We start from the raw sequence: 23,232 nt of genomic DNA, 5'->3' as shown, positions 1-23,232 counted from the left end.
AAAACGGCCGGATTACATAGTTTTACGGGAAATCGCACACTTGGCATTTCCGTTGCCATTCCTGCGTGAAATACTGGTTATACAGGTTCCGCCGGAAGAGCAATGCCATGTCTGAACACGCCCCCGAGATCGAGTCCTACCTCGGTACCACACTGAAGCGCCGCTTCTGCGCGCTGGCCGACACCCTGGACAGCCGCGCGGAACTCGAAGCGATCCGGCGCAATATCCATCAGCATCCCGAACTCGCCTTTGACGAGGTCCGCACCTCCGGGCTGATCGCCAGCCTGCTGGAAGCCTGGGGCTACCAGGTTACGCGCGGCGTGGGCGGGACCGGCGTGGTCGGCTCGCTGACAGGCACCGCGGGCAGCGGGCAGGGCGGGCACAGCATCGGCATCCGCGCGGACATGGACGCGCTGCCGATCCACGAGCGCAGCGGTCTGCCGTACGCGAGCGTCAACGAGGGCCGGATGCACGCCTGCGGCCACGACGGCCACACCGCGATCCTGCTGGGCGCCGCCAAACAGCTGGCGCGCACGCGCAACTTCAACGGCACCGTCCACCTGATCTTCCAGCCGGCCGAGGAAATCGGCGCCGGCGGCGGAGCCGAGCGGATGCTGGCGGATGGCCTGTTCGAGCGATTTCCGTGCGATGCCATCTTCGGCCTGCACAATCACCCAGGCGTGGAGCAGGGCACCTTCCTGTTCCGCGCCGGACCGTTCATGGCGGCCTGCGACACGGTCACCATCACCATCCGCGGCAAGGGCGGCCACGCGGCCCGCCCGCACCAGTCGATCGACCCGATCCTGGTGGCGGGCAGCCTGGTGATGGCGCTGCAGTCGGTGGTGTCGCGCTATGTCGATCCGAACGAGACCGCGGTGGTCACCATCGGCACGCTGCACGCCGGCCATGCGCCCAATGTGATCCCGGACAGCGCGCGCATGGAGATCAGCGTGCGTTCGTTCAGCCCCGAGGTGCGCGCCTCGCTGGAAACGCGCATCCGCGCGCTGGCGGCTGCGCAGGCCGAAGGCTACGGCGCCGTGGCCGAGGTGGACTATGTGCGCGGCTATCCGGTGCTGATCAACAGCGAGCGCGAAACCGAGTTCGCGCAGCAGATCGCCGAAGAGCTGGTGGGCGCCGACAAGGTGGTGTCGCAGGCCGCGCGCATCGCCGGCAGCGAGGACTTTGCCTATTTCCTGCAGCAGCGCCCGGGCTGCTTCGTGCGGCTGGGCAACGGCGCCAACCAGCCGCTGCTGCACAACGCCGGCTACGACTTCAACGACGACAACCTGACCGTGGGCGCGGCCTACTGGACGCGGCTGGTCGAACGCTACCTGGCGCGCTGAGTCCTTCAGCGCCGCCAGCCATGGCCGCTCAGCGGAAGAACGCGCTGGGCGGCACGCCGAACTGCCGCCGGAACATGGTGGCAAAGGCGCTCGGGCTCTCATAGCCCAGGTCGAGCGCCACATCCACGACCTTGCTCCCTCCCGCCAGTTTTTCCAGCGCGGCCAGCAGCCGCGCCTGCTGGCGCCATTGGCCGAAGGTCATCCCCGTTTCGCGCGCAAAGCGGCGCTGGATGGTCTTGGGGTCCACGCCGAGGCGCTGGCCCCAGTCCGCCAGCGTGAGCGGTGTATCGGGCGCGGCAACGATTGCGCTGCAGATCTGGCGCAGGCCGTCGTCGGTGGGGCTCGGCAGGTGCAACGGCAGCGACGGCACCAGCATCACTTCATCCAGCAGCAGGCGCATCAGCCGGCCATCGCGCGAATCTGCGGTGTAGGGCAGGGGAATGTCGATCGCCGCCAGGATCAGTTCGCGCAGCAGCGGCGAGATGCCCAGCACCGTGCAGCGCTCGGGCAGGTCGGGTGCGGCATCGGGGCGGATATAGGCGGTGCGCATCTGCACGCGGCCGACCATGCGGATCCAGTGCGTGGTCCCGCCCGGCATCCACATGCCGCGCGTGGGCGGCACGATCCACTGGCCTTCGGCGGTGCAGACCACCATCACGCCGTGCACGGCATGGATCAGCTGCGCATGCGGATGCTGGTGCGGATTGGTGACGTGGCCGGGCAGGTAATCGGCCGCCATAGCGGTGACCGGCATCGGGCTGCGGTCGAAGCGGACGTAGGGCGGCGAGTCGCCGTAGGTGTTGCCCAGCGCCAGCGATTCGGGCGTCGGCGCGCGGGGAATGTCAGGCTGCTGGAAGCCGCCGGAGGTGGTGAAGGAGCGACGAGCAGGGCGCTGCATGTCCTTTTCTCCAAGGTTGCGGACCCATTCTCGCAGGACAGGCGAAAACGCGCCAGCTAGCATCGGTTCTCATCCACATCATGGCCAGCGCCCCGCTGTCCGCTTCTACCCCGTCGAGAGCCGCCAATGAGCACAACCATCGACTCCGCGCCGCAAGGCGCATCGCAGACCGCCGCACAGCAACCCGGCCAGCAGGCCGAACGTACCGGTTTCCGCGTGCTGTCGGCAATCAGCTTCGCCCACTTCCTCAACGACATGATCCAGTCGTTGATCCTGGCGATCTATCCGATGCTGAAGGGCGGCTTCAACCTGAGCTTCACCCAGATCGGCATGCTGACGCTGACCTACCAGATCACGGCGTCGCTGCTGCAGCCAGTGGTGGGCCTGTACACCGACAAGCATCCCAGGCCGCACTCGCTGGCGATCGGCATGGGCTTCACGCTGGCAGGCCTGCTGCTGCTGTCGGTGGCGCCGACCTACGGCGTGCTGCTGGTGGCGGCGGCGCTGGTCGGCACCGGCTCGTCGATCTTCCATCCGGAGTCGTCGCGCGTGGCGCGCATGGCCTCGGGCGGGCGGCACGGACTGGCGCAGTCGATCTTCCAGGTTGGCGGCAATGGCGGCAGCGCGATGGGGCCGCTGCTGGCGGCGGGCATCGTCCAGCAGCAATCGAGCGTGGCGTGGTTCTCGCTGGCGGCGCTGCTGGCAATCTTCGTGCTGTGGCAGATCGGCGGCTGGTATGCGCGCCAGCTCGCGCACGGCGCCCGCAAGAGCAAGGGTGCCGGCGCAACGGCGGCCCGCCTGCCGACCCGCGTGGTGGTGCGCGCCATGCTGGTGCTGATGGTGCTGGTGTTCTCCAAGTACTTCTATATGGCGAGCCTGACCACCTACTACACCTTCTACCTGATGGAGCGCTTCGGGCTGGCGCGCCAGAGAGCGCAGCTCTACCTGTTCGTGTTCCTGTTCGCGGTGGCGGCCGGCACCATCCTGGGCGGACCGATCGGCGACCGCATTGGGCGCAAGCGCGTGATCTGGGCTTCGATCCTCGGCGTGGCGCCGTTCACGCTGGTGCTGCCGCACGTGGACCTGTTCTGGACCGGCGTGCTGACCTTCGTCATCGGCTTTATCCTCGCCTCGGCGTTCTCGGCCATCCTCGTCTTTGCGCAGGAGCTGATCCCGGGCAAGGTCGGCATGGTGTCGGGCATGTTCTTCGGCTTTGCCTTCGGCATGGGCGGCATCGGCGCCGCGGTGCTGGGCGGGCTGGCCGATTCGCACGGCATCCGCGCGGTCTACCAGCTGTGCGCCTACCTGCCGCTGCTGGGCTTGCTGGCGGTGTTCCTGCCGGACCTGGGCGGGCGCAAGAAAGCGGGCTGATTCCCCGCCGGCCTCAGTCGGCCGGCTCGAACGCCAGCAGCCAGCGGCGCAGCAGGCCGGCCAGCTGAGCGCGTTCCGCGGCGCTCAGCGCCTCGAGCAGCCGATGCTCGTTGGCGACATGGATCTCGAGCGCGCGGTCGACGCGCTCGCGGCCCGCGGCGGTCAGTTCGATCAGCAGGCCGCGGCGATCCTCGGGGTTGGGCTGGCGCCGGATCAGCCCTGCGCGCTCGAGATGATCGAGCCGGTTGGTCATTGTGCCCGAGGTAATCATCAGCGATTCGATCAGTGCCCCGGGCGACAAGGCATAGGGCTCGCCGGAGCGGCGCAGCGTGGCCAGCACATCGAATTCCCACGGCGACAGCCCGGTTTCGGCAAGCGCGGCCTCGACGGCGCGCCCGGTATGGCGGTTCAGCCGGCCGAGCCGGCCGATCAGACCCATCGGCGAGACATCCAGGTCTGGCCTCTCGCGCGCCCATTGGGCGAGGATGGCGTCGACATGGTCGGCGCGGTCGGGTGGCTGAGGCTTGCTGCGGGCGGACATGGCGGGGCAGGGTGGATTCATCGAATTCAAGAATCTTGACATCAAACTATCTGCTTCGTAAAGTTCAGACTATCTTGATATCGAGATATGAAGCCGAACCTCTTGGCCAAGTCTTCCTCGAACGTGGTGTCCTCGCCCTGATTGAGGATCACGACCTCGACGTTCTTTGCTTCGCAGATGGCCAATACCAGTTCCGCGCCAAAACGCAGCAAACGGTCCTTGTGCGTGATGACCAGCCGCCCGACGCGCCCCTCCACCACATCCTCGAGCAGGCGCTTGAGGCCCTTCTTGTGGGAGTTCATGCCGCAGCCGAGGTCTGCAATGACCTCGAACGCGCCAGTGGCTGCCGCCGGGGCAGCCGCTGCTGTCGGTGGTGATCCGGGCGCTGCCGGCGGGGCTGGCGATGCTGGCGGTGGGGCGGCAACTGCCGAGAGGCGGCTGGTGGTGGCGGGCGGCGGTGCTGGGCGTGCTCAATATCGGCTTCTTCCAGGCCATGCTGTTCATCGCGGCATACCGGCTGCCGGGCGGGGTGGCGGCGACCGTCGGCGCGATCCAGCCGCTGATAGTGGTCGCGCTGGCGTGGGCGCCGCTGCGGATACGGCCGGGCCGGGCGGCGTGGCTTGCCGGCGCTGGTGGCGTGCTGGGGGTGGCCCTGCTGGTGCTCGGGCCGGCGGCGCGGTTGGACGCGATCGGGGTCTGCGCGGCGGCGGCGGGTGCGATGTCGATGGCGGTTGGCACGGTGCTGACGCGGCACTGGCATCCGCCGGTATCGCCGCTGGTGATGACCGCGTGGCAGTTGTGCGCGGGCGGCCTGTTCCTGCTGCCGTTTGCGCTGGCGCTGGAACCTTTGCCCGGACACTTTACGCTCGCCAACTGGCTTGGATACGCGTGGCTGTGCATCGCCGGGGCGGGCTTCAGCTACGCACTGTGGTTCCGCGGCATCGGCCGGCTGCCGACTTCCGCCGTCTCGGCGCTAGGGCTGCTAAGTCCGGTCAGCGCCACGGTGCTCGGCTTCGTGGTGCTGGGCCAGGCGCTGACACTGGTGCAGGCCGCCGGCGCCGCGCTGGTGCTGGCCAGCGTCTGGCTGGGCCAGCGCGCGGCCGTGCAACGGAGGTAGTTGCCGGCGCCAGTTTTGCGGCATCATGGCGGACATGAAGTCTGCCGTACCGCCGCCCCCCACGCCTTCCCCTTCTGCCGCATCCGCTGCGCCTGCCGTGCCGGCCTGCGCCAACTGCCTGGCGCTGGCCGCCGATCCGCGCCGGCGCGAGCCACCTTCATGCCTGACCTTGCGCAACTCGGCGACCGCAATCAGCCAGAATGCGGCAGGCGTGCCGTTCAGCATGATGACCTTCAGCTGCCGCGACTGCGGCACCGTGTGGCGGCTGTACGATCGCGCCAATGAGCTGTTCGTGTCCTGGGTGCCGGAACACCCGCTCGTGCGCTGAGGGCGATCGGCTAAGATTACGGCTGCCTTCACAGGCGCAGCGATGCGGGTTCCAGATCTTCCGCGCGCCGCCTCCATCCATCCATTTCTTCGCGGTCCTTTCTCCGTCATGGCCTTCTCTTCCCGCTTGCCGCTGCTGGCCGCCCTTGGCGCCGTCAGCCTGATGGCCGCACAACCCGCCGCCGCAGCCGACACTTATCCCAGCCGCCCGATCCGCATCATCGTCGCCTATCCCACCGGCGGCATCAGCGATGCGGTGGCACGCGCCCTGGGGGAGCGCCTGTCGGCGCAGATGGGGCAGTCGGTGGTGGTGGAGAACAAGGCCGGCGCCGGCGGCAGCATTGGCATCGAAGCCGTGGCCAAGGCGGCGCCGGACGGCTACACGCTGGGCTTTGCCTCCTCCAGCCCGCTGACGCTGAATCCGCACGTGGGCCGCGTCAACTACGATCCGCAGCGCGACGTGGCGCCGGTGATGAGCGTGATGTACTCGCCCGTGCTGATCGTTGCGACGCAGAGCTTCGGCGGCAAGACCTTCCAGGACCTGGTCGCGCAGGCCAGGGCCAAGCCGGGTTCGGTGCGCTGGGCGACATCGGGCCTGGGCACGGTCGGTCATGTCGTGCTGGAACAGGTCAAGGCCAAATCGAAGGCTGAGCTGACGCTGATCCCCTACAAGGGCGCCGGCCAGCAGATGAACGATGCGCTGGGCGGCCAGTTCGAGGTGATGAGCACCAACGCCAGCCCGATACTGACCCAGCATATGCAGGCCGGCCGCCTGCGCGCCATTGCCGTCGGAGCGCCCCGGCGCATCGACGGACTGGCCAGCGTGCCGACCCTGGCCGAACTCGGCTATCCGAAGGCGAACCTGACGTCCACCTTCGGCGTTTTCGCCCCGGGCAAGACGCCGCCCGCCATCATCCAGCGCCTGAACGCCGAGCTGAACAAGGCGCTGGCCGAGCCCGAGGTCCGCGAGCGACTGCTGAAGGGCGGCGAAGTGCCGACCGGCGGCACCGCTGCGCAATTTGCCAAGGCAATTCGCGAGGAATCCACGGAGAACGCCCGTATCGTCAAGGAAGCGGGCATCAAGGCCGACTGAGCTAGGCCGGATCAGGACGGCTGCGCAGCCATAAATGGCAGACAGCAGCACGCCATTGTGCGGCCACAGTGACAGCTTGGTCCGGATGCGCGACAGGTGGCTGTCCACCGTGCGCGAAGATGGATCGACGTGGTAGCGACGATGCGCGCGAGCCCCTGGCTTCACCGAGGCAGGCTGGTATCTCTGGCTGCCGCGCAGGCCGCGGGCATAAAAAAAAGCCGACCCGAAGGTCGGCTTTTTGCCAGACTGATCAGATAACAATCAGAAGATGTGGCGAATGCCAGCGCCCAGGCCGAGCTGGTTGTCCCTGCCCGGCAGTTGGGTCTTCGCGCCACCGGTCACCTTGTTGTAGTCCACGGTGCCATAGACTTGGGTACGCTTGGACAGCGAGTATTCAGCCAGAAGGACGCCGGTGTAGCGGTTGCCGCTGACATCAGCCAGGCCGTTCGTGTTCTTAATGTGATCACCATAGAACACGCCGGTCAGCGCCAGAGCCGGAGTGGCCTGGTAGGTCGCGCCGATGTAGCCGATGTTGTCCTTACGCGGGCTTGCCGTGTAATTGCCACCAGCCGGGATCGGATTGGCGCTGCTCGACGGCGTGAAGAAAGCGGCGTCGATCAGGCCAGTCTTATCCTTGCCGCCGATGTAGCCGAGGAAAACCTTGGCCGGGCCAAAGGCGTACTTACCGGCGGCACCCCACATTTGCTGCTTGTTGCCGTTCGTGTCACGGAATTCCTGGTACACGCCGCCAACACCCCACGGGCCGACTTCATATGCAGCGCGGGCGCCAAAGTAGGGCGCATTGCCATTAGGCGGGTTGGTTTGTGCGTGCGTGAAGCTGCCAGGCTTCTCACCGAAGCCATAGCTGGCGCCAACATTCAGACCACCGAACTTGCCGGAGTAGCTGACCACGTTGTCGCTGCGGAACTGCGTGAGGAAGAAGGGCCAGGCGTTGTTGTCGTAGTTACCAATGGTCAGCGGATCATAGTCGCCGAAGAAATTAAAGCCTTCGGTGTACTGGCGGCCCAGCTTGATGGCACCGAATTCGCCGCTCAGGCCAACATATGCCTGACGACCGAAGAGGCGACCGCCTTGGTTGGCCTTGCCCGTATCCGGATCGAAGCCGTTTTCCAGTTGGAAGATCGCCTTCAGGTTATTGCCCAGGGCTTCGCTGCCCTTCAGGCCCCAGCGGCTGTTGGTGACCGCGCCATTGGTCAGTTGCGTCTGACTGTGGTTCTGAGGGTCGGAGTTGGTGGTGAAGCGGATGCTCTGGTCGACGATACCGTAGAGGGTAACCGAGCTTTGTGCGAAAGCCGAACCTGCCAACAGGCTGCCGGCTGCGAGAACGATGGCCGATTTCTTCATGGTGCTCCTTTTCTGTCTTGTACTGTTCTCCGTCGGATCACGACGGGGACGGGGTCTACGTTTCGTGTAAACGCCGCGAAAATTTAACAAAACACCGGAGCTTCGGACACAAATCCTCGCTGGCGCACGGATTTGAGCAGGATTTTGGTGCAAAAGCGTTGTCTGGCCGCTACACAATACCGATTTGATGCTTTGCGGCAGATTGGACGACGTTTTATGGCAACAGACGGCGCGCGCAAATAAACACGGCCGCTCCCGGAAGCCGGGAGCGGCCGTATTGAGGCAAGAGCAGGGAATCAGCTCTGCGGGATCTCGATTTTGACTTCCAGGACTTCCAGGTTGTCCTGGCGTTCGAGGCTGACGCGCAGGTCCTGGTCGCTGATCTTGACGTACTTCGAGATCACCGCGACCAGTTCGCGTTGCAGGGCCGGCAGGTAGTCGGCGGGCGCCGAGTGGCCGGTGCGTTCGTGGGCAAGGATGATCTGAAGCCGTTCCTTGGCGACTGAAGCCGACTTCTTCTTTTCCCCCAGCAGGAAGGACAGGATCGACATGGGGATGAGTCCTCCTTATTTGTTGCCGAAGATGCGCGACAGCAGCCCCGGCTTCTGATAGTCGGTGAATCGCATCGGCTTGTCCTTGCCCAGGAAGCGATCGACGATGTCGCCATAGGCGTCCGCCACGTCGGTGCCTTCCAGGTGGATGGCGGGCGTGCCCTGGTTGGAGGCATGCAGGACTGCCTCGGATTCGGGCACCACGCCGATCAGCTTGATGCGCAGGATCTCCTGGATGTCGGTCAGCGAAAGCATTTCACCGCCGTGCACGCGCTTCGGGTTGTAGCGCGTGATCAGCAGGTGTTCCTTGATCGGGTCGCCGCCTTCGCTGGCGCGCTTGGTCTTGGAGGCCAGGATGCCGAGAATGCGGTCCGAGTCACGCACCGAGGAGACTTCCGGGTTGGTGACGATCAGGGCTTCGTCGGCGAAGTACATGGCCATCAGCGCGCCGGATTCGATGCCGGCGGGCGAGTCGCAGATGATGTAGTCGAAGTTCATGTCGATCAGGCCCTTGATGACCTTCTCGACGCCGTCCTTGGTCAGCGCATCCTTGTCGCGAGTCTGCGAGGCCGGCAGGATGAACAGGTTTTCGCACTTCTTGTCCTTGATCAGGGCCTGGTTCAGGTTGGCTTCGCCCTGCACCACATTGATCAGGTCATACACCACGCGGCGCTCGCAACCCATGATCAGGTCGAGGTTGCGCAGGCCGACGTCGAAGTCGATCACGGCAGTCTTGTTGCCGCGCAGGGCCAGGCCGGCGGCAAAGCTGGCGCTGGTGGTGGTCTTGCCGACGCCTCCCTTGCCGGAGGTCACAACGATGATTTTTGCCATGGCTCTTTGGTCCAGTAATGGGTTGTTGCTGCTGTGATTCAGATCCCGATGGGCCGCGATTACTTCGTCCGCAGCGGTTCGAGAATGAGTTTTTCCTCGGCCAGGCGTACCTGCGCCGATTTGCCGAGCACATCGGCCGGAAGCGTCTGCTCCGCGGTCCGGTAGATGCCGGCGATCGAAACCAGTTCGGCCTCCAGGCAGGTGCAGAAAATGCGCGCTTGCTGGTTGCCCTTGACCCCCGCCAGCGCGCGGCCGCGCAGCGGGGCATAAATATGGATATTGCCTTCGGCAATCACCTCGGCGCCGTAGCTGACCACATCGAGGATCACCACGTCGCCATGCGCGTACACCTGCTGGCCGGAGCGCAGCGGCTTGTCGATCAGGATGGTCTGGGTCTGGCGTACCGCGGCGGCGACTGCTGCGTCGGTGGCGGCATGTGCCGCGGCAATTGCCGCTTCCGCTTGCGCGGCCTGTTCGGCGGCGGCCCGCTCGGCCTGCTCGGCGGCTTTTGCCGCGGCGGCACGGTCGGGCGATTCCGACGCGCGCCCGCCGCGGCGGCTCTGGCTGTCGAGCAGCGGCAGGCCGAAGCCTTCCGCCCAGCCGCGCTGTGCCTCGCGCGCCACCACGCCGATGGCACGGGCCTTGAGCGCGGCAAGCGTGTCGATCACCTGTTCGAGCGCCACTTGCTGATCGTCTTCCAGCGTGCGCAGGTCCAGCGCGATCACGTCATTGGAGAAGAAGTCGGGGGTTGCTTCGAAGCGGGAGAGGAGGTCATCCCGCAGCGCAGCCATGTCGGCGGTCTGGAGGGCGAGGAGGAGGGCGTCTACGTTGCCACTGCGCAGCTCGAATCGTGGCGATTTCTTCTGGGACATAGCCGGGTGACCGTGGAAATGCCACATTCTAACGTCGTCTCCGGCGCGAACTGTAACAATTGGCGCAAGATGTTTCCCGCGTGGCCCGTGCGTTCCTTTGCGCCGCGGATATGCGCCGCACGTCGCTGCAAAAGTGTGGTTCGCGTGGCGCGCCTGCGCTGGCGGGCTCGTGGGCCGGGCCGATGCGGCAAAGCCTTGTTACGATTGCGCCATCTGATAAGGGAGTCCCCATGGGCGCAATCGTCAACTGCGTGGCCTATCGCGAAGGCAAGCGTATCGGCTCGGTGGAGATCGGCGAGATTCCCGGCGCCATCAGCGTACCGGGCACGTTCGTGTGGCTGGGCCTGCATGAGCCCGACCTGGCGCTGCTGCGCCAGGTGCAGCAGGTGTTCGGCCTGCACCCGCTGGCGGTGGAGGATGCGCTCGATGCGCATCAGCGGCCCAAGCTGGAATCCTATGGCGATTCGGTCTTTGTCGTCCTGAACACCGCACAGCTGGTGGAAGAGGAAGTGGTGGTCGGCGAAACGCACCTCTTCGTCGGTCCGAACTACGTGGTTTCCGTGCGGCACGGCGCCAGCAGCACCTACGCGCCGGTGCGCGAGCGCTGCGAGCACGACCCCCACGGGCTCGCCAACGGCCCGGGCTACGTGCTGTACGCGCTGATGGACTTCGTGGTTGATCACTACATGCCGCTGGCGGCGCGTCTCGAAGACACCTTTGCGGAGCTGGAGCAGGGCATCTTCCGTGACGAGTTCGATCGCCGGGCCATCGAGCGGCTCTATGACATCAAGCGGCAGGTGCTGAGGCTGCGCAACGCGGTCAGCCCGGTCGAGGATATTTGCGGCCAGCTGATCCGTCTGCACGAAGACCTGGTGCCGAAGGAACTGCGCGCGTACTTCCGCGACATTGCGGACCATGCCAGCCGGCTGGTGCGAACGCTCGACGTGGTGCGCGAAATGCTGACCACGGCGGTGCAGGTCAACCTGGCCCTGGTCACGGTCGGCCAGAACGAAGTGGTCAAGCGGCTGGCGGGCTGGGGGGCGATTCTCGCGATTCCGACCGTGGTGTTCAGCCTGTACGGGATGAACTTCTCATTCATGCCCGAGCTGAAATTCCAGTACGCCTACCCGGTGGTGGTCGGCGTGACGGCCGTGGCGTGCGCGGGGCTGTGGCGGCGCTTGCATCGGGCGGGCTGGATCTGAGCCGGCGCAAGGGCACTAGGTATATTTACCTGAAGAATGATGTGCTTGCAAACTCGGCGAAGTTCATCATTCGCGCAGATATTTCGTAGCCCTGGGCCTATGGCCCGCGGGTGACTGGCCGATCTGGGCATCCGCTTCCGTCCTCTCCTTGCGGCTCCTACACTGAATTAAAGAAGGCGCAGCGAACCGCAGGGAGCCCGCCATGCCAACTGCCCGCCACCTCATCCTCCGCTGGTTTTGTGCCGTCGGCGTAACGCTTGGCGCCCTCGGTCCGTTGCCGCTCGCGCACGCCGCGCCCGTGCCCACCGCGCCCGCCCAGGCGCAGACGCGCGATGCACTGGCCGCGTACGAGGCCGGGTCGTTCGATGTAGCGTTGCGCGGCTTTGCCAGCGCCGCGCAGCAGGGCAACCGCCTGGCCCAGTTCAACTACGCCATGATGCTGCTGCGCGGCGAGGGCACTCCGGCCCGGCCGCAGGAAGCGCTGGTCTGGCTGAAGAAGGCCGCCGACAACCAGATGACGCATGCCCAGTTCACCTGGGGCGACCTGTACGAACGCGGCGAGCTGGTGCCGAAATCGCTGGTGGAAGCCAATCGCTGGTACGAGCGCGCGGCGCAGGGCGGCCACGTGCAGGCGCAGATGGCGCTGGCGACCAACTACTTCACCGGCCGCGGCGTGCCGCGCGACTACGGCAAGGCGTTCGAGTGGTACAGCCGTGCCGCCAGCGCCGGCGACGGTGGTGCGCAGTACATCGTTGGCAGCTTTTACGAGCATGGCGAGCCCGGTGTGGTCGACAAGGACGTCGAGCAGGCCAAGATCTGGTATGCGCGTTCGGCCGCCCATGGCGATCCCGGGGCCCTGGCCAAGCTGCGTTCGCTGCTGGAAGAGTCCGTGCGTGCCCGTACCGGCAGCGCAATGTGAGAGTGCTTGCGCTGTCGTTTATCCGGCCCGGTTGCGGGGCGGTACAAGTCTTGCTTGGAATAAATGACCCTAACCGCACGCCCGGGAGGCCGTCGTGGCTACGCATGTCGCACTGACTCATGTCACCCATTACCGGTATGACCGCCTGGTGGAACTGTCGCCGCAGGTAGTGCGGCTTCGCCCCGCGCCGCATTGCCGCACGCCCATCCTTTCCTATTCATTGCGCATCGAGCCGGCGCAGCACTTCATCAACTGGCAGCAGGACCCGTTCGCCAACTACCTGGCGCGGCTCGTGATCCCCGAGGCCACGCGCGAGTTCAGGATCACCGTCGACCTGGTGGCCGAGATGTCGGTCTACAACCCGTTCGACTTCTTCCTGGAGCCCTCGGCCGAGCGGTTTCCGTTCACCTATGAGGAGGGCCTCGCGCACGAGCTTGCACCGTATCTGGTCCGGGACGAGCTGACGCCGCGCTTCGCTGCCTTCGTCGACAGCATCGACCGCACCGATTCGGCCACGCTCGATTTCCTGGTGGCGCTGAACCAGCGCCTGCAGCGCGAGATCCGCTACCTGATCCGCATGGCGCCGGGCGTGCAGAGTCCGGAGACCACGCTCGCCACGGGCTCGGGCTCGTGCCGCGATTCCGGCTGGCTGCTGGTGCAGACGCTGCGCCACCTCGGGCTGGCCGCGCGCTTCGTGTCGGGATACCTGCTGCAACTCGCGCCGGACGTGAAGGCGCTCGACGGCCCCAGCGGCACCGAGACCGATTTCACCGACCTGCATGCGTGGTGCGAGGTCTACCTGCCGGGCGCGGGCTGGATCGGCCTCGACCCGACCTCGGGCCTGCTGGCCGGCGAAGGACATATCCCGCTGGCGTGCACGCCCGAGCCCGGCAGCGCCGCGCCGGTCAGCGGCGCCGTGGAAAAGAGCGAGGTCGAGTTCCATCATGAGATGGCGATCAAGCGCATCTACGAATCGCCGCGCGTCACCCTGCCCTATACCGCGGCGCAGTGGCAGGCCGTGTACGAGACCGGCGCCGGTGTCGACCAGCAGCTCGACGCGATGGACGTGCGTCTCACCATGGGCGGCGAGCCGACCTTCGTCTCGGTCCGGGATCGCGAAGGCGCGGAATGGAACACCGATGCGCTCGGCCCCACCAAGCGCGGACTGGCCACCGAACTGGTGCACAAGCTGCGCGAACACTATGGTGCAGGCGGCTTCCTGCACTTTGGCCAGGGCAAGTGGTATCCGGGCGAGCAGCTGCCGCGCTGGGCCCTGTCGATCTGCTGGCGTGCCGATGGCGCGCCATGCTGGCAGGATCCCGCGCTGTTTGCCGATGAACGCCATCCGGGCGAGTACACCGACAAGGACGCGCGCCGCTTCATGGAAGCGCTGGGCGCGAGGCTCGGCCTCGATGCCACCTGCATCCAGCCCGCCTACGAAGACGCCTGGTACTACCTGTGGCGCGAGCGGAGGCTGCCGGTCAATGTCGATCCGCACGATGCGCGGCTCGACGACGAGATGGAGCGCGTGCGCCTGCGCCGCGTGTTCGACGCCGGGCTCGCCCGCGTGACCGGCTACGTGCTGCCGATGGCCCGCACCGAAGGCGAGCCCGACGATGCCACGCGTGGCTGGCTCAGCAGCCAGTGGTTCCTGCGCGGCGAACGGCTGTACCTGCTGCCGGGCGATTCGCCGATGGGCTACCGGCTGCCGCTGGATTCCCTGCCGTGGGCGAAAGCCGCCGACCGTCCGGCGCAGATTGAGCAGGACCCGTTCGCGCCGCGGGCGCCGCTCGCGGCCACGGCCGCGCAACGCTGGCAGCGGCCAGGGGCGACGGTGCCGTCCGCCGCGATTGCTGCGCGCGGCACTGTCGCTGGTGGCGCGGGCCGTGCAGCGGCCTCGGCCAGCGCACCGGCGCGCGGCGAATCGGCGCCGGACATCATCCGTACCGCGCTCTGCGTGGAAGTCCGCCATCCGTCCCGCGCCGCCGGCCCGGCAGTGGAAGCCAGCCAGATGGAAGACAAGCGCGGCGTAATCTACGTCTTCATGCCGCCGCTGACCGTGCTCGAGGACTACCTGGAGCTGTTGTCGGCAGTGGAAGCCACGGCTGCCGGCCTTGGCGTGAAGATCGTGCTGGAAGGCTACCCGCCGCCGCGCGACTCGCGCCTGAAGGTGCTGCAGGTCACGCCCGATCCCGGCGTGATCGAGGTGAACATCCATCCGGCATCGAACTGGGAAGAGCTGGTGGACCACACCGAGTTCCTCTACCAGGCCGCGCACGAAACCTACCTGTCCACCGAGAAGTTCATGCTCGATGGCCGTCACACCGGCACCGGCGGCGGCAATCACTTCGTGCTGGGCGGCGCGACGCCGGCCGACAGCCCGTTCCTGCGCCGGCCCGATCTGCTTGCGAGCCTGATCGCGTACTGGCACAACCATCCGTCGCTGTCGTACCTGTTCTCGGGGCTCTTCATTGGACCCACCAGCCAGGCGCCGCGCGTGGACGAGGCGCGCAACGACCAGCTGTACGAGCTCGATATCGCCTTTGCCGAACTGCGCCGGCAACTCGACCAGGCGCGCGAAACGAACAGCGACGGCTACGTGGCGCCCTGGCTGATCGACCGCGTGCTGCGCAACCTGCTGATTGACGTCACGGGCAATACGCATCGCGCGGAGTTCTGCATCGACAAGCTCTATTCGCCGGATGGACCCACCGGCCGCCTCGGGCTGCTGGAGCTGCGTGCCTTCGAGATGCCACCGCACGCGCGCATGAGCCTGGTGCAGCAGTTGCTGTTGCGCGCACTGGTGGCGCGCTTCTGGAAAGCGCCCTATACGGCGGGACTGACCCGCTGGGGCACCGCGCTGCATGACCGCTTCATGCTGAGCACCTTCGTGCAGATGGACTTCGACGACGTGCTGGCCGAAATGCGGGCCGCCGGCCATGCATTCGATGCCGCGTGGTTCGCACCGCATTTCGAGTTCCGCTTCCCGCGCGTGGGCGAGCTCAACGCCGCTGGCCTTTCCCTGACCCTGCGCGCGGCGCTGGAGCCGTGGCACGTGATGGGCGAAGAGGGCTCGGCGGGCGGCACGGTGCGCTACGTGGATTCATCGGTGGAGCGTATCGAGGTGCGCGTGCTTGGCCTCAACGACAGCCGCTACGTCGTTACCGTCAACGGCCACGCCTTGCCGTTGCAGCCGACCGGTCGCGCCGGCGAGTTCGTGGCCGGCGTGCGCTATCGCGCATGGGCGCCGCCCTCGTCGCTGCATCCCACCATCGGGTCGCATGCGCCGCTGACGTTCGACGTGGTCGATACGTGGACGGAGCGCAGCATCGGTGGTTGTCAGTATCATGTGTCGCACCCGGGCGGCCGCAATTACGAGACCTTCCCCGTCAACGCCTACGAGGCCGAGAGCCGGCGGCTGGCGCGGTTCTCCGCGCACGGCCACACACCCGGGCGCAGCGTGGCGCCTGCCGTGCGGCGCAGCCTGGAGTTTCCCTTCACGCTGGATCTGCGAGAGGGCTAAGGCCGATAACGGCATAACGGACGCGCCACCCATAACATCACGCGCCATCGCCACACAGGAGACAGTCACTTGCCCCAGCCCTCCACGCTGCCCCTCGGCGGACCGGACGCACCGGCCCGTTCGGCCGGTTCCGCTGAGGCGAGTCGCATCGCCCGGCCGGTGACCGCCGGGCACCTGGACGAGCTGCGCTTGCCGGACGGCACGCTGCGCGCGCCCTGGGCGAGCTTCTTCTCGGTGCTGGGAGAGCCGCGTGCCGATATCCTGGCGCCGCGCGCGGCCGTGATGGCGCGGCAGATCCGCGAAAACGGCGTGACCTACAACGTCTATGCCGATCAGGGCGCGGCGCGGTCATGGCCGCTGGAGCTGTTTCCCTTCCTCGTCTCGGAGGAAGACTGGCATCTGATAGAGCGCGGCGCCGCGCAGCGCGCCGCGCTGGCCAACGCCATCATGGCCGACATCTACGGGCCGCAGACGCTGCTGACACGCGTGATGCTGCCGCCGGGGCTGGTGTTCGGCCATCCCGGCTACCTGCATATGCTCAAGGGCTATGTGCCGCCCGGCGGCAGCTACCTGCAGATCGTGGCGGTGGACCTGGTGCATACCGACGAAGGCTGGACCGTGATGGCGCATCGCACCGACACGCCATCCGGCATGGGCTACGCGCTGGAAAACCGCCTGATCATCTCCAGCCTGTTTGCCGATGCCTTCCGCGAGCTGCGGGTGCGGCGGCTGCCGCCATCATTCGCGCAGCTGGTGTCGACGCTGGCGCATGCGCCGCTGGCCGCCGCCGCTGAATCCGACAACCCCGCCGGCGCGGCCGGGAGCATCGGCGCCGGCTCGGGCCGTCACATCGTGCTGCTGACGCCGGGTCCGTACAACGAGACCTACTTCGAGCACACCTTCATGGCGCGCTACCTCGGCGTCACGCTGGTCGAAGGCAAGGACCTCACCGTGCGCAACGACGTGGTCTACCTGAAGACTCTCGGCGGCCTCGAACGCGTGGACGTGGTGCTGCGCCGGCTCGACGACGTGTATTGCGATCCGCTCGAACTGCGCCACGATTCCACGCTGGGCGTGCCGGGCTTGCTGGAGGCGATGCGCGCCGGCAACGTGATGGTTTCCAACGTGCCGGGATCGGGTTTTCTCGAGTCGCCGGCCATCCACGGTTTCCTGCCGGCGATTGCCGAAGACCTGCTCGGCGAGCCGCTGGTGCTGCCGGGCGTGCCGAGCTGCTGGTGCGGCGAAGATGCGGCGCGCGAGCAGGCGCTGGCCACGCTGGGCGAGGCCTTCGTCATGCCCACCTATCCGCGCCGGTACGACGTCACGGACGAGCCGGCGCTGGGCATGGAGATTGGCCTGCAGTCGCTGGACAACTGGCGCGAGCAGATCGCACGCATGCCGGATCGCTATACGCTGCAGCCGGCGCTGCCGCTTTCGCACACGCCCTGCTGGGAAGGCGGGCAGATCGGCTCGCGCGCGGCGATGCTGCGTGTCTTTGCCGTGGCGGACGGCAACGGCGGCTGGCAGGTGATGCCCGGTGGATTTACGCGGCTGGCCGCGCAGCGGTTTGAATCGGTGTCGATGCAGCTTGGCGGCACCAGTGCCGATACCTGGGTGCTGTCCAGCCAGCCGGTGCCTGCCGCGCCGCTGACCGGCCGGGGCGGGCTGGCTGCGCCCGCGGTGGCGCGCCCGCTGGCCGTGTCGAGCCGCGCCGCCGAGAACCTGTTCTGGGCCGGGCGTTACGCGGAGCGTGCCGAGAATAACGTGCGGCTGTGCCGGCAGATCCTGGGATCGATCGAAAGCAGCGACAATACCGACGACGGCACGCTGTCGATGATGGGCAGGCTCGCGCAACTGGGCGGGCTGGTGCCGCCCGAGACGCCGATGCCGCAGGCCTCGTTGCGCGTGTTCGAGCGCAGCCTGGTCGCGGTGCTGGCCGATGCGCAAGGGGCGTCGGGCCTGGTGCAGAACCTGGCCGGCCACGCGCGCGCCGTCAGCGAGATCCGCAACCGGCTCTCCAATGACCACTGGCGCACCGTTCTCGCGGCACGCAACGACTTCGGCGATGCCATGGTCGATGCCACCATGGCATCGGGCGAAGGCTCTGCCGTCAGCTACGACCGTCCCCGCGTGCTGGCCGCGCTGGAGCATCTCGCCATGCAGCTCGGCGCGATCAGCGGCGCGCAGGGTGACCGCATGACACGCGACGAAGCGTGGCGATTGCTGTTTGTCGGCCGGCACATCGAACGGCTGTCGGCGTTGTCGGCGTTCCTTGGGGTCGCGGTCGATACCCGTGCGCTGCAGTCGCGCAGCGGATTCGACATGCTGCTGCATCTGTTCGACAGCACGCTGTCGTATCGCTCGCAGTATCCGGGCCGGGCCGACATCGCTGCCATCGTCGACCTGCTGGTGCTGGAGCCGACCAATCCGCGCGGCATCTACGGCGTACTGGACCGGCTGCGTGCCAAGCTGGCCCAGCTGACACCGGGCGGCAGCGGCCAGTCGCGCGTGCCGCTTGCGGAACTGCTGCCGCGCGCCAGCGCGCTACCGAGGCGCGCGGTGCTGTGCGAGGCTGACGCAAGCGGCTACTACGCCGCGCTCGCGGCGCTATGCAGCCAGCTCGGCGAGCGCATGGCACGGGTTTCGGACGAAATCAGCGCGCGCTATTTCAGCCACGCCGGCGTCAACCCGGAGGCTGACCTGCCATGACGGATGCTTCGAAAGATGCGCCGGCAAACATTGCGCCGGGCGATATCGGCGCGCCTGCGATGCAGAGCACGCTGAACGTCTCGCATATCACCACCTACCGGTACTCGCGAGCGGTCGAGCACGCGCAGCAGCGCGCCGTGGTCACGCCGCCAGGCCTGCCGTGGCAGACCGTGGTGGCGCACAGCACGGAGATCGAGCCCGGCGCCACGCACCAGCATGTGCGCACCGATGACTTCGGCAACAGCGTGCTGCATTTCATGCTCGACGTGCCGCACGACGTGATGCGGCTGGCCTGCGCCAGCACCGTGGTGCTGACACCGCGCTGGCAGGCGCTCGATCCGGAGGCATCCACGCCGTGGGAGGTGGCGGCGCAGGCGCTGCGATTCCACGCCAGCCAGCCGTACTGTCCGGAGGCGGAGTTCGTATTCGGCTCGCCCAATATCTCCCTGCACCCCGACCTGCGTGACTACGCGCTGCCCAGTTTTGGCGCAGGCATGCCCGTTATTGCCGGCGCCATCGACCTGATGCACCGGATCCATGCAGATTTCATCTACCACAGCGAAGCCACGGAGGTGGACACGCCGGCCCTGCACGCCTTTGCGCTGCGCAGCGGCGTTTGCCAGGACTTCGCCCAGGTCATGATCGGCTGCCTGCGCTCGCTGGGGCTGGCCGCACGCTACGTCAGCGGCTACCTGTGCACCGAGCCGCCGCCCGGAGAGCCGCGCCTGCTGGGCGCCGACGCCTCGCACGCGTGGATTTCGGTGTTCTGTCCGGATAACGGCTGGGTCGATCTCGACCCGACCAACGACATGCTCGCCGATACCCGCCACGTCACGCTGGCGGTGGGGCGCGACTACAGCGACGTGCCGCTGCTGCACGGCGTGATCGTCGGCGGCGGTGCCCACACCATCGAGGTGGAAGTCAGCGTGGTGCCGGCGGACTGAGCCGGGCCGGCTGGCAAGGCAATTGCTTCAATGGATTGGCGTCGACCCGACCCGGGCATGTCGTCCCCGGCCGCCGACCGCGTATCCGACGAAAGGGGGAGCCGTCATGCTGAGCCGCACCGCTGACCACCTTTACTGGATGGCCCGCTATACCGAGCGTGCGGAGAACACCGCACGCATGCTCGACGTGAACCACCAGGCCGCCTTGCTGCCGCAGCCAGCCGAAGTCGCCGAGCAGGGCTGGCGCGCCATGCTCGATGCCACCGACCTCACCCGCCTCTACGCAGCGCGGCATGGTTCGCTTGAGCGCGACGAAGTCATCGCCTTCATGGTCAGCGAGCCGTGCCACCCCTCCTCGATCCTCTCCTGCCTGCGCGCCGCGCGCGAGAACGCCCGCGCCGTGCGCGGTGCGCTCACCACGCCGCTGTGGGAGACCATCAACACCACCTGGCTGGAAGTGCGCCAGATGATCGAAGACGGCGTGCCGCAACGCGATCCCTCCGGTTTCTTCGAATGGGTCAAGTTCCGCTCGCACCTGGCGCGCGGTGTGGAAGTCGGCACCATGCTCAAGGACGAGGCCTTCTGCTTCCTGCGGCTCGGCACCTTCCTGGAGCGCGCCGACAATACCGCGCGCCTGCTGGACGTGAAGTTCGCAGCAACGGGCGGCACCGAGGCGCATGAGGATCAGTACCAGTGGGCCGCGGTGCTGCGTTCGCTGTCAGGCCTGGAGACCTATCGCAAGGTCTACCGCTCGGCGATCACGCCAGAGCGCGTGGCGCAGCTGCTGATCGTGCACCCGGACATGCCGCGCTCGCTGGTGGCGAGCATGCATGAAGTGGTGGGGATCCTGGCGCAGGTGCGCAACCGGCGCTCGGCGGATACGGAGCGCCGCGCCGGGCGGCTGCACGCCGAGCTGAAGTTCGCGCGGATCGACGACATTTTTGCCGTCGGCATCCACGGGTGGCTGGGGGATTTCCTGCGCAGGGTGCAGGAAGTGGGGGAGGGGATTCGGGGGGATTTTCTGATGGCGTAGTGTTATCGCTCTCGCGACGCGCTGCCTCCTTCAACGTCAAAGGCGGCAACGCTTCGCGAAAGCGAAAACCTCACCCCAGCTTCTTCTTCAGCAACTCATTCACTTGTGCCGGATTGGCCTTGCCTTTGGTCGCCTTCATCGCCTGCCCGACCAGTGCATTGAACGCCTTCTCCTTGCCCGAACGGAATTCCTCCACCGACTTGGCGTTGGCGGCCAGCACCTCGTCGATGATCTTTTCCAGTTCGCCGGAGTCCGACATCTGCTTGAGGCCCTTGGCCGCAATGATGGCGTCGGCGTCGCCGCCGGATTCGCCTGCCCACATGGCCGGGAAGACGTCCTTCTTGGCAGTGTTGTTGGACACGGTGCCGTCGGCGATGCGCGTCAGCAGCCTGGCCAGCTGCGCGGGGCTTACCGGTGCGGCGTCGATGGCGATGCCTTCGCGGTTGAGCTGCGAGGCCACGTCGCCCATCAGCCAGTTGGCCGCGGGTTTGGCATTGGCCACGCCGGCTGCGGTGACGACGGCCTCGTAGTACGTGGCGAGCGCCTTGGCGGCGGTCAGCGTGCTGGCGTCATAGGCCGACAGGCCGTACTGCGACACAAAGCGCGCCTGCATCGCGGCGGGCAGCTCCGGCAGTTCGCCACGCACGCGCTCGACCCACGCCGCGTCGATTTCCAGCGGCATCAGGTCCGGATCGGGGAAGTAGCGGTAGTCGTGCGCGTCTTCCTTGGTGCGCATGGCGCGCGTTTCGCCGGTATCGGGATCGAACAGCACGGTGGCCTGCTGGATCTTGCGGCCGTCTTCGATCTCGGCGATCTGCCACTGCACTTCGTACTCGATGGCCTGCTGCAGGAAGCGGAACGAATTCAGGTTCTTGATCTCGCGGCGGGTGCCGAATTCCTTCTGGCCGACCGGGCGCACGGAGACGTTGGCGTCGCAGCGGAAGCTGCCTTCCTGCATGTTGCCGTCGCAGATGCCGAGCCACACCACCAGCGAGTGCAGCGCCTTGGCGTAGGCCACGGCTTCGGCGGCGCTGCGCATGTCGGGCTCGGTGACGATTTCCAGCAGCGGCGTGCCGGCGCGGTTCAGGTCGATGCCGGTCATGCCCGCGAAGTCTTCGTGCAGGGATTTGCCGGCGTCTTCCTCCAGGTGGGCGCGCGTGAGGTTCACGGTCTTCTCATAGACCTCGCCCTGCTTGTCTTCGACCTGGATGGTGATGGTGCCGCCCTGTACCACGGGGATCTCGTACTGGCTGATCTGGTAGCCCTTGGGCAGGTCGGGGTAGAAGTAGTTCTTGCGGGCAAAGATGCTGCGAGGCGCGATGGTGGCGCCGATCGCCAGGCCGAACTGGATGGCGCGCTCGACCGCGCCCCTGTTCAGCACGGGCAGCACGCCGGGCAGCGCCAGGTCCACCGGCGAAGCTTGTGTGTTGGCCTCGGCGCCGAAGGCGGTGGAGGAGCCGGAGAAAATCTTGGAGGCCGTCGAGAGCTGCGTGTGCGTTTCGAGGCCGATCACCACTTCCCATTGCATGGCGGTATTCCTGTTCGGTTCTGTCTGTTTCTGTTGTGGCATCCGGGCGGCGGAGGCATCCGCCTGGCCCATGTTCTTGTCGAGGCTTGCCTGCTGAGCGGCGTCAGGGGTCGGGGCTGGCCAGCCATGAATCGAGCTGCGCCAGCGCGGCCACGCGTGCCATGGCATCGCCACCGATGGTGACGCCGCGGCCGCGCCGCGTGCCGCCGGGTACGTCGCGGCGCATGTGCAGTTCGCTGGTGCCGTCAAAGCCGTGATACGCGCCCGGGTAAATCTCCAGGCGGAAGCGCGCATTCGGCTGGCGGGCCAGCACGGCACTTTGCAGCATCGCGCAGCGGGTGGCCGGCGTCCAGTCGTCGGCGCCGCCGATCATCAGCAGCATCGGCGCGCGCAGCCTGAAATTGTGCTGCTGCACGGCGCGCTTGCAGCCCGGGTAGAACGCCACGGCGCGCTCGACCTGCGGCGTATCCAGCGGCCACGGCCGGCTCGCGTCGATCGTGGCCAGCACCGCCTGTGCGCCGTTCGACCAGCCCAGCAGCACGATGCGTCCGGTGTCGATGCCGGGCTGGCGCGCCACCCAGCGCAGCGCGGCCAGCGCATCGGCGCGGCGCGTGCGGTCGTCGATGGCGCGCGATTCCACTGGCTCCGGGCATACGCCCTGCGGCTTGCCGCGGGCGCTGAAGCTGTCTGGCATCAGCACGGCGTAGCCGCGTTCGGTCAGCCACTGTGCGTATTCGCGATAGCGGCCCTGCAGCGCGATGCCGGCATCGGCGCCTTCGGCGGCATTGCCGCGGCCGTCGGTGCGCGTGGTGCCAAGCAGCCCGCCGCAGCCATGCAGCGCCACCACCACCGGAAAGGGCTGGGTGCGCGGCACGGTGCCCTCGCGCGGGACGAACCAGTAGGCGGTCAGCGTGGGCATCCCGGCTTCACCGGGCAGGCGCACCAGTTGGGCGGGCGTCGTGGACGTTGCAGCCGGCGGCGGCGCCGGGTTCGGTGCCAGGGCGGTCAGCGGCGTCAGCGTGGTGGCCTGCGTCAGCGGCGGGGCGGGGAGCCCGGGGGGATGGG

At 67.1% G+C, this 23,232-nt stretch carries 19 protein-coding genes and 2 pseudogenes; 11 read left to right on the top strand and 10 right to left on the bottom strand.

Annotated elements, in window-relative coordinates; all coding sequences use genetic code 11:
* Positions 1 to 107 precede the first annotated feature (107 nt).
* On the top strand, positions 108 to 1,343 hold the full coding sequence (locus RM96_RS21315; protein ID WP_039013467.1) for a M20 aminoacylase family protein: 1,236 nt from the start codon (positions 108 to 110) through the stop codon (positions 1,341 to 1,343).
* A 28-nt stretch (positions 1,344 to 1,371) separates the two neighbouring features.
* Here RM96_RS21315 and RM96_RS21310 read toward each other — a convergent pair whose 3' ends face one another.
* Positions 1,372 to 2,241 carry an AraC family transcriptional regulator gene (locus RM96_RS21310; RefSeq protein WP_082016643.1) on the bottom strand — a complete coding sequence of 290 codons (870 nt, stop codon included), beginning with the start codon at positions 2,239 to 2,241 and terminating at the stop codon, positions 1,372 to 1,374.
* Positions 2,242 to 2,367: 126 nt separating this feature from the next.
* Here RM96_RS21310 and RM96_RS21305 point away from each other — a divergent pair, with 126 nt between their 5' ends.
* The gene (locus RM96_RS21305) at positions 2,368 to 3,612 is read left to right on the top strand and encodes an MFS transporter (protein ID WP_039013466.1); all 1,245 of its coding nucleotides are present in this window, start codon (positions 2,368 to 2,370) and stop codon (positions 3,610 to 3,612) included.
* Positions 3,613 to 3,625: 13 nt separating this feature from the next.
* On the opposite strand, the gene RM96_RS21300 is transcribed toward RM96_RS21305, so the two are convergent.
* Both RM96_RS21300 and RM96_RS21295 read right to left on the bottom strand, forming a co-directional pair.
* Complete coding sequence (locus RM96_RS21300) at positions 3,626 to 4,153, bottom strand: MarR family winged helix-turn-helix transcriptional regulator (RefSeq protein ID WP_039013464.1); 528 nt, start codon at positions 4,151 to 4,153, stop codon at positions 3,626 to 3,628.
* 101 nt (positions 4,154 to 4,254) lie between these two features.
* A pseudogene (locus RM96_RS21295) lies at positions 4,255 to 4,485 on the bottom strand (recombinase family protein); the annotation flags it as partial.
* Positions 4,486 to 4,523: 38 nt separating this feature from the next.
* On the opposite strand from RM96_RS21295, the gene RM96_RS21290 reads away from it, so the two are divergent.
* From RM96_RS21290 to RM96_RS21280, 3 genes are all read left to right on the top strand, one after another.
* The gene (locus tag RM96_RS21290; protein ID WP_443112270.1) at positions 4,524 to 5,270 is read left to right on the top strand and encodes an EamA family transporter; all 747 of its coding nucleotides are present in this window, start codon (positions 4,524 to 4,526) and stop codon (positions 5,268 to 5,270) included.
* Between the two features lie 25 nt (positions 5,271 to 5,295).
* Positions 5,296 to 5,598 carry a hypothetical protein gene (locus RM96_RS21285; protein WP_039013462.1) on the top strand — a complete coding sequence of 101 codons (303 nt, stop codon included), beginning with the start codon at positions 5,296 to 5,298 and terminating at the stop codon, positions 5,596 to 5,598.
* Positions 5,599 to 5,706: 108 nt separating this feature from the next.
* Entirely contained in the window at positions 5,707 to 6,690 is a 984-nt protein-coding gene (locus tag RM96_RS21280; protein ID WP_039013526.1) for a Bug family tripartite tricarboxylate transporter substrate binding protein, read from the top strand.
* Between the two features lie 12 nt (positions 6,691 to 6,702).
* Here RM96_RS21280 and RM96_RS40140 read toward each other — a convergent pair.
* From RM96_RS40140 to minC, 5 genes and pseudogenes are all read right to left on the bottom strand, one after another.
* A pseudogene (locus RM96_RS40140) lies at positions 6,703 to 6,828 on the bottom strand (DNA-binding response regulator); the annotation flags it as partial.
* A 123-nt stretch (positions 6,829 to 6,951) separates the two neighbouring features.
* A complete protein-coding gene (locus RM96_RS21275; RefSeq protein WP_039013461.1) occupies positions 6,952 to 8,055 on the bottom strand; it encodes a porin in 1,104 nt (367 codons plus the stop codon).
* A 296-nt stretch (positions 8,056 to 8,351) separates the two neighbouring features.
* Positions 8,352 to 8,606 carry a cell division topological specificity factor MinE gene (gene minE, locus RM96_RS21270; RefSeq protein WP_039013460.1) on the bottom strand — a complete coding sequence of 85 codons (255 nt, stop codon included), beginning with the start codon at positions 8,604 to 8,606 and terminating at the stop codon, positions 8,352 to 8,354.
* 15 nt (positions 8,607 to 8,621) lie between these two features.
* Positions 8,622 to 9,437: a septum site-determining protein MinD gene (minD, locus tag RM96_RS21265; protein WP_039013459.1), complete on the bottom strand. Its 816-nt coding sequence runs from the start codon at positions 9,435 to 9,437 to the stop codon at positions 8,622 to 8,624.
* 59 nt (positions 9,438 to 9,496) lie between these two features.
* Positions 9,497 to 10,309, bottom strand: a complete 813-nt coding sequence (gene minC, locus RM96_RS21260) for a septum site-determining protein MinC (RefSeq protein WP_039013524.1) — start codon at positions 10,307 to 10,309, stop codon at positions 9,497 to 9,499.
* 230 nt (positions 10,310 to 10,539) lie between these two features.
* Between minC and RM96_RS21255 the strand changes: the two genes are divergently transcribed.
* The 6 genes from RM96_RS21255 to RM96_RS21230 all read left to right on the top strand — a co-directional run bounded on the left by RM96_RS21255 (position 10,540) and on the right by RM96_RS21230 (position 20,639).
* Positions 10,540 to 11,511: a magnesium and cobalt transport protein CorA gene (locus tag RM96_RS21255; protein WP_039013458.1), complete on the top strand. Its 972-nt coding sequence runs from the start codon at positions 10,540 to 10,542 to the stop codon at positions 11,509 to 11,511.
* Positions 11,512 to 11,713: 202 nt separating this feature from the next.
* Entirely contained in the window at positions 11,714 to 12,430 is a 717-nt protein-coding gene (locus tag RM96_RS21250) for a tetratricopeptide repeat protein (RefSeq protein WP_082016641.1), read from the top strand.
* A gap of 94 nt (positions 12,431 to 12,524) precedes the next feature.
* Positions 12,525 to 15,953, top strand: coding sequence for a transglutaminase family protein (locus tag RM96_RS21245; RefSeq protein WP_039013457.1), 3,429 nt, complete (start codon positions 12,525 to 12,527; stop codon positions 15,951 to 15,953).
* A 69-nt stretch (positions 15,954 to 16,022) separates the two neighbouring features.
* Positions 16,023 to 18,662, top strand: a complete 2,640-nt coding sequence (locus RM96_RS21240; RefSeq protein ID WP_039013456.1) for a circularly permuted type 2 ATP-grasp protein — start codon at positions 16,023 to 16,025, stop codon at positions 18,660 to 18,662.
* 59 nt (positions 18,663 to 18,721) lie between these two features.
* Positions 18,722 to 19,606 carry a transglutaminase family protein gene (locus RM96_RS21235; RefSeq protein ID WP_039013521.1) on the top strand — a complete coding sequence of 295 codons (885 nt, stop codon included), beginning with the start codon at positions 18,722 to 18,724 and terminating at the stop codon, positions 19,604 to 19,606.
* Between the two features lie 106 nt (positions 19,607 to 19,712).
* Positions 19,713 to 20,639, top strand: a complete 927-nt coding sequence (locus tag RM96_RS21230) for an alpha-E domain-containing protein (RefSeq protein WP_039013455.1) — start codon at positions 19,713 to 19,715, stop codon at positions 20,637 to 20,639.
* A 70-nt stretch (positions 20,640 to 20,709) separates the two neighbouring features.
* Here RM96_RS21230 and gatB read toward each other — a convergent pair whose 3' ends face one another.
* Both gatB and RM96_RS21220 read right to left on the bottom strand, forming a co-directional pair.
* On the bottom strand, positions 20,710 to 22,167 hold the full coding sequence (gene gatB, locus RM96_RS21225) for an Asp-tRNA(Asn)/Glu-tRNA(Gln) amidotransferase subunit GatB (protein WP_039013454.1): 1,458 nt from the start codon (positions 22,165 to 22,167) through the stop codon (positions 20,710 to 20,712).
* Between the two features lie 103 nt (positions 22,168 to 22,270).
* A partial coding sequence (locus RM96_RS21220; protein WP_039013453.1) for a dienelactone hydrolase family protein occupies positions 22,271 to 23,232 on the bottom strand: 962 nt, incomplete at its 5' end.

Source organism: Cupriavidus sp. IDO, from assembly GCF_000812465.1.
Lineage (GTDB): Bacteria > Pseudomonadota > Gammaproteobacteria > Burkholderiales > Burkholderiaceae > Cupriavidus.
Note: the sequence above shows the minus strand (reverse complement) of the source record. Positions and strands in the feature narration are given on the sequence as shown.

Excerpts from the sequence above, each read along its gene's own strand:
- RM96_RS21250 (WP_082016641.1), top strand. The coding sequence starts at position 11,714 with ATGCCAACTGCCCGCCACCTCATCCTCCGCTGGTTTTGTGCCGTCGGC.
- RM96_RS21280 (WP_039013526.1), top strand. The coding sequence starts at position 5,707 with ATGGCCTTCTCTTCCCGCTTGCCGCTGCTGGCCGCCCTTGGCGCCGTC.
- RM96_RS21275 (WP_039013461.1), bottom strand. The coding sequence starts at position 8,055 with ATGAAGAAATCGGCCATCGTTCTCGCAGCCGGCAGCCTGTTGGCAGGT.
- RM96_RS21300 (WP_039013464.1), bottom strand. The coding sequence starts at position 4,153 with ATGTCCGCCCGCAGCAAGCCTCAGCCACCCGACCGCGCCGACCATGTC.
- RM96_RS21255 (WP_039013458.1), top strand. The coding sequence starts at position 10,540 with ATGGGCGCAATCGTCAACTGCGTGGCCTATCGCGAAGGCAAGCGTATC.
- RM96_RS21310 (WP_082016643.1), bottom strand. The coding sequence starts at position 2,241 with ATGCAGCGCCCTGCTCGTCGCTCCTTCACCACCTCCGGCGGCTTCCAG.
- RM96_RS21230 (WP_039013455.1), top strand. The coding sequence starts at position 19,713 with ATGCTGAGCCGCACCGCTGACCACCTTTACTGGATGGCCCGCTATACC.
- RM96_RS21315 (WP_039013467.1), top strand. The coding sequence starts at position 108 with ATGTCTGAACACGCCCCCGAGATCGAGTCCTACCTCGGTACCACACTG.
- RM96_RS21235 (WP_039013521.1), top strand. The coding sequence starts at position 18,722 with ATGCAGAGCACGCTGAACGTCTCGCATATCACCACCTACCGGTACTCG.
- gatB (WP_039013454.1), bottom strand. The coding sequence starts at position 22,167 with ATGCAATGGGAAGTGGTGATCGGCCTCGAAACGCACACGCAGCTCTCG.
- minC (WP_039013524.1), bottom strand. The coding sequence starts at position 10,309 with ATGTCCCAGAAGAAATCGCCACGATTCGAGCTGCGCAGTGGCAACGTA.
- RM96_RS21285 (WP_039013462.1), top strand. The coding sequence starts at position 5,296 with ATGGCGGACATGAAGTCTGCCGTACCGCCGCCCCCCACGCCTTCCCCT.
- minD (WP_039013459.1), bottom strand. The coding sequence starts at position 9,437 with ATGGCAAAAATCATCGTTGTGACCTCCGGCAAGGGAGGCGTCGGCAAG.
- RM96_RS21305 (WP_039013466.1), top strand. The coding sequence starts at position 2,368 with ATGAGCACAACCATCGACTCCGCGCCGCAAGGCGCATCGCAGACCGCC.
- minE (WP_039013460.1), bottom strand. The coding sequence starts at position 8,606 with ATGTCGATCCTGTCCTTCCTGCTGGGGGAAAAGAAGAAGTCGGCTTCA.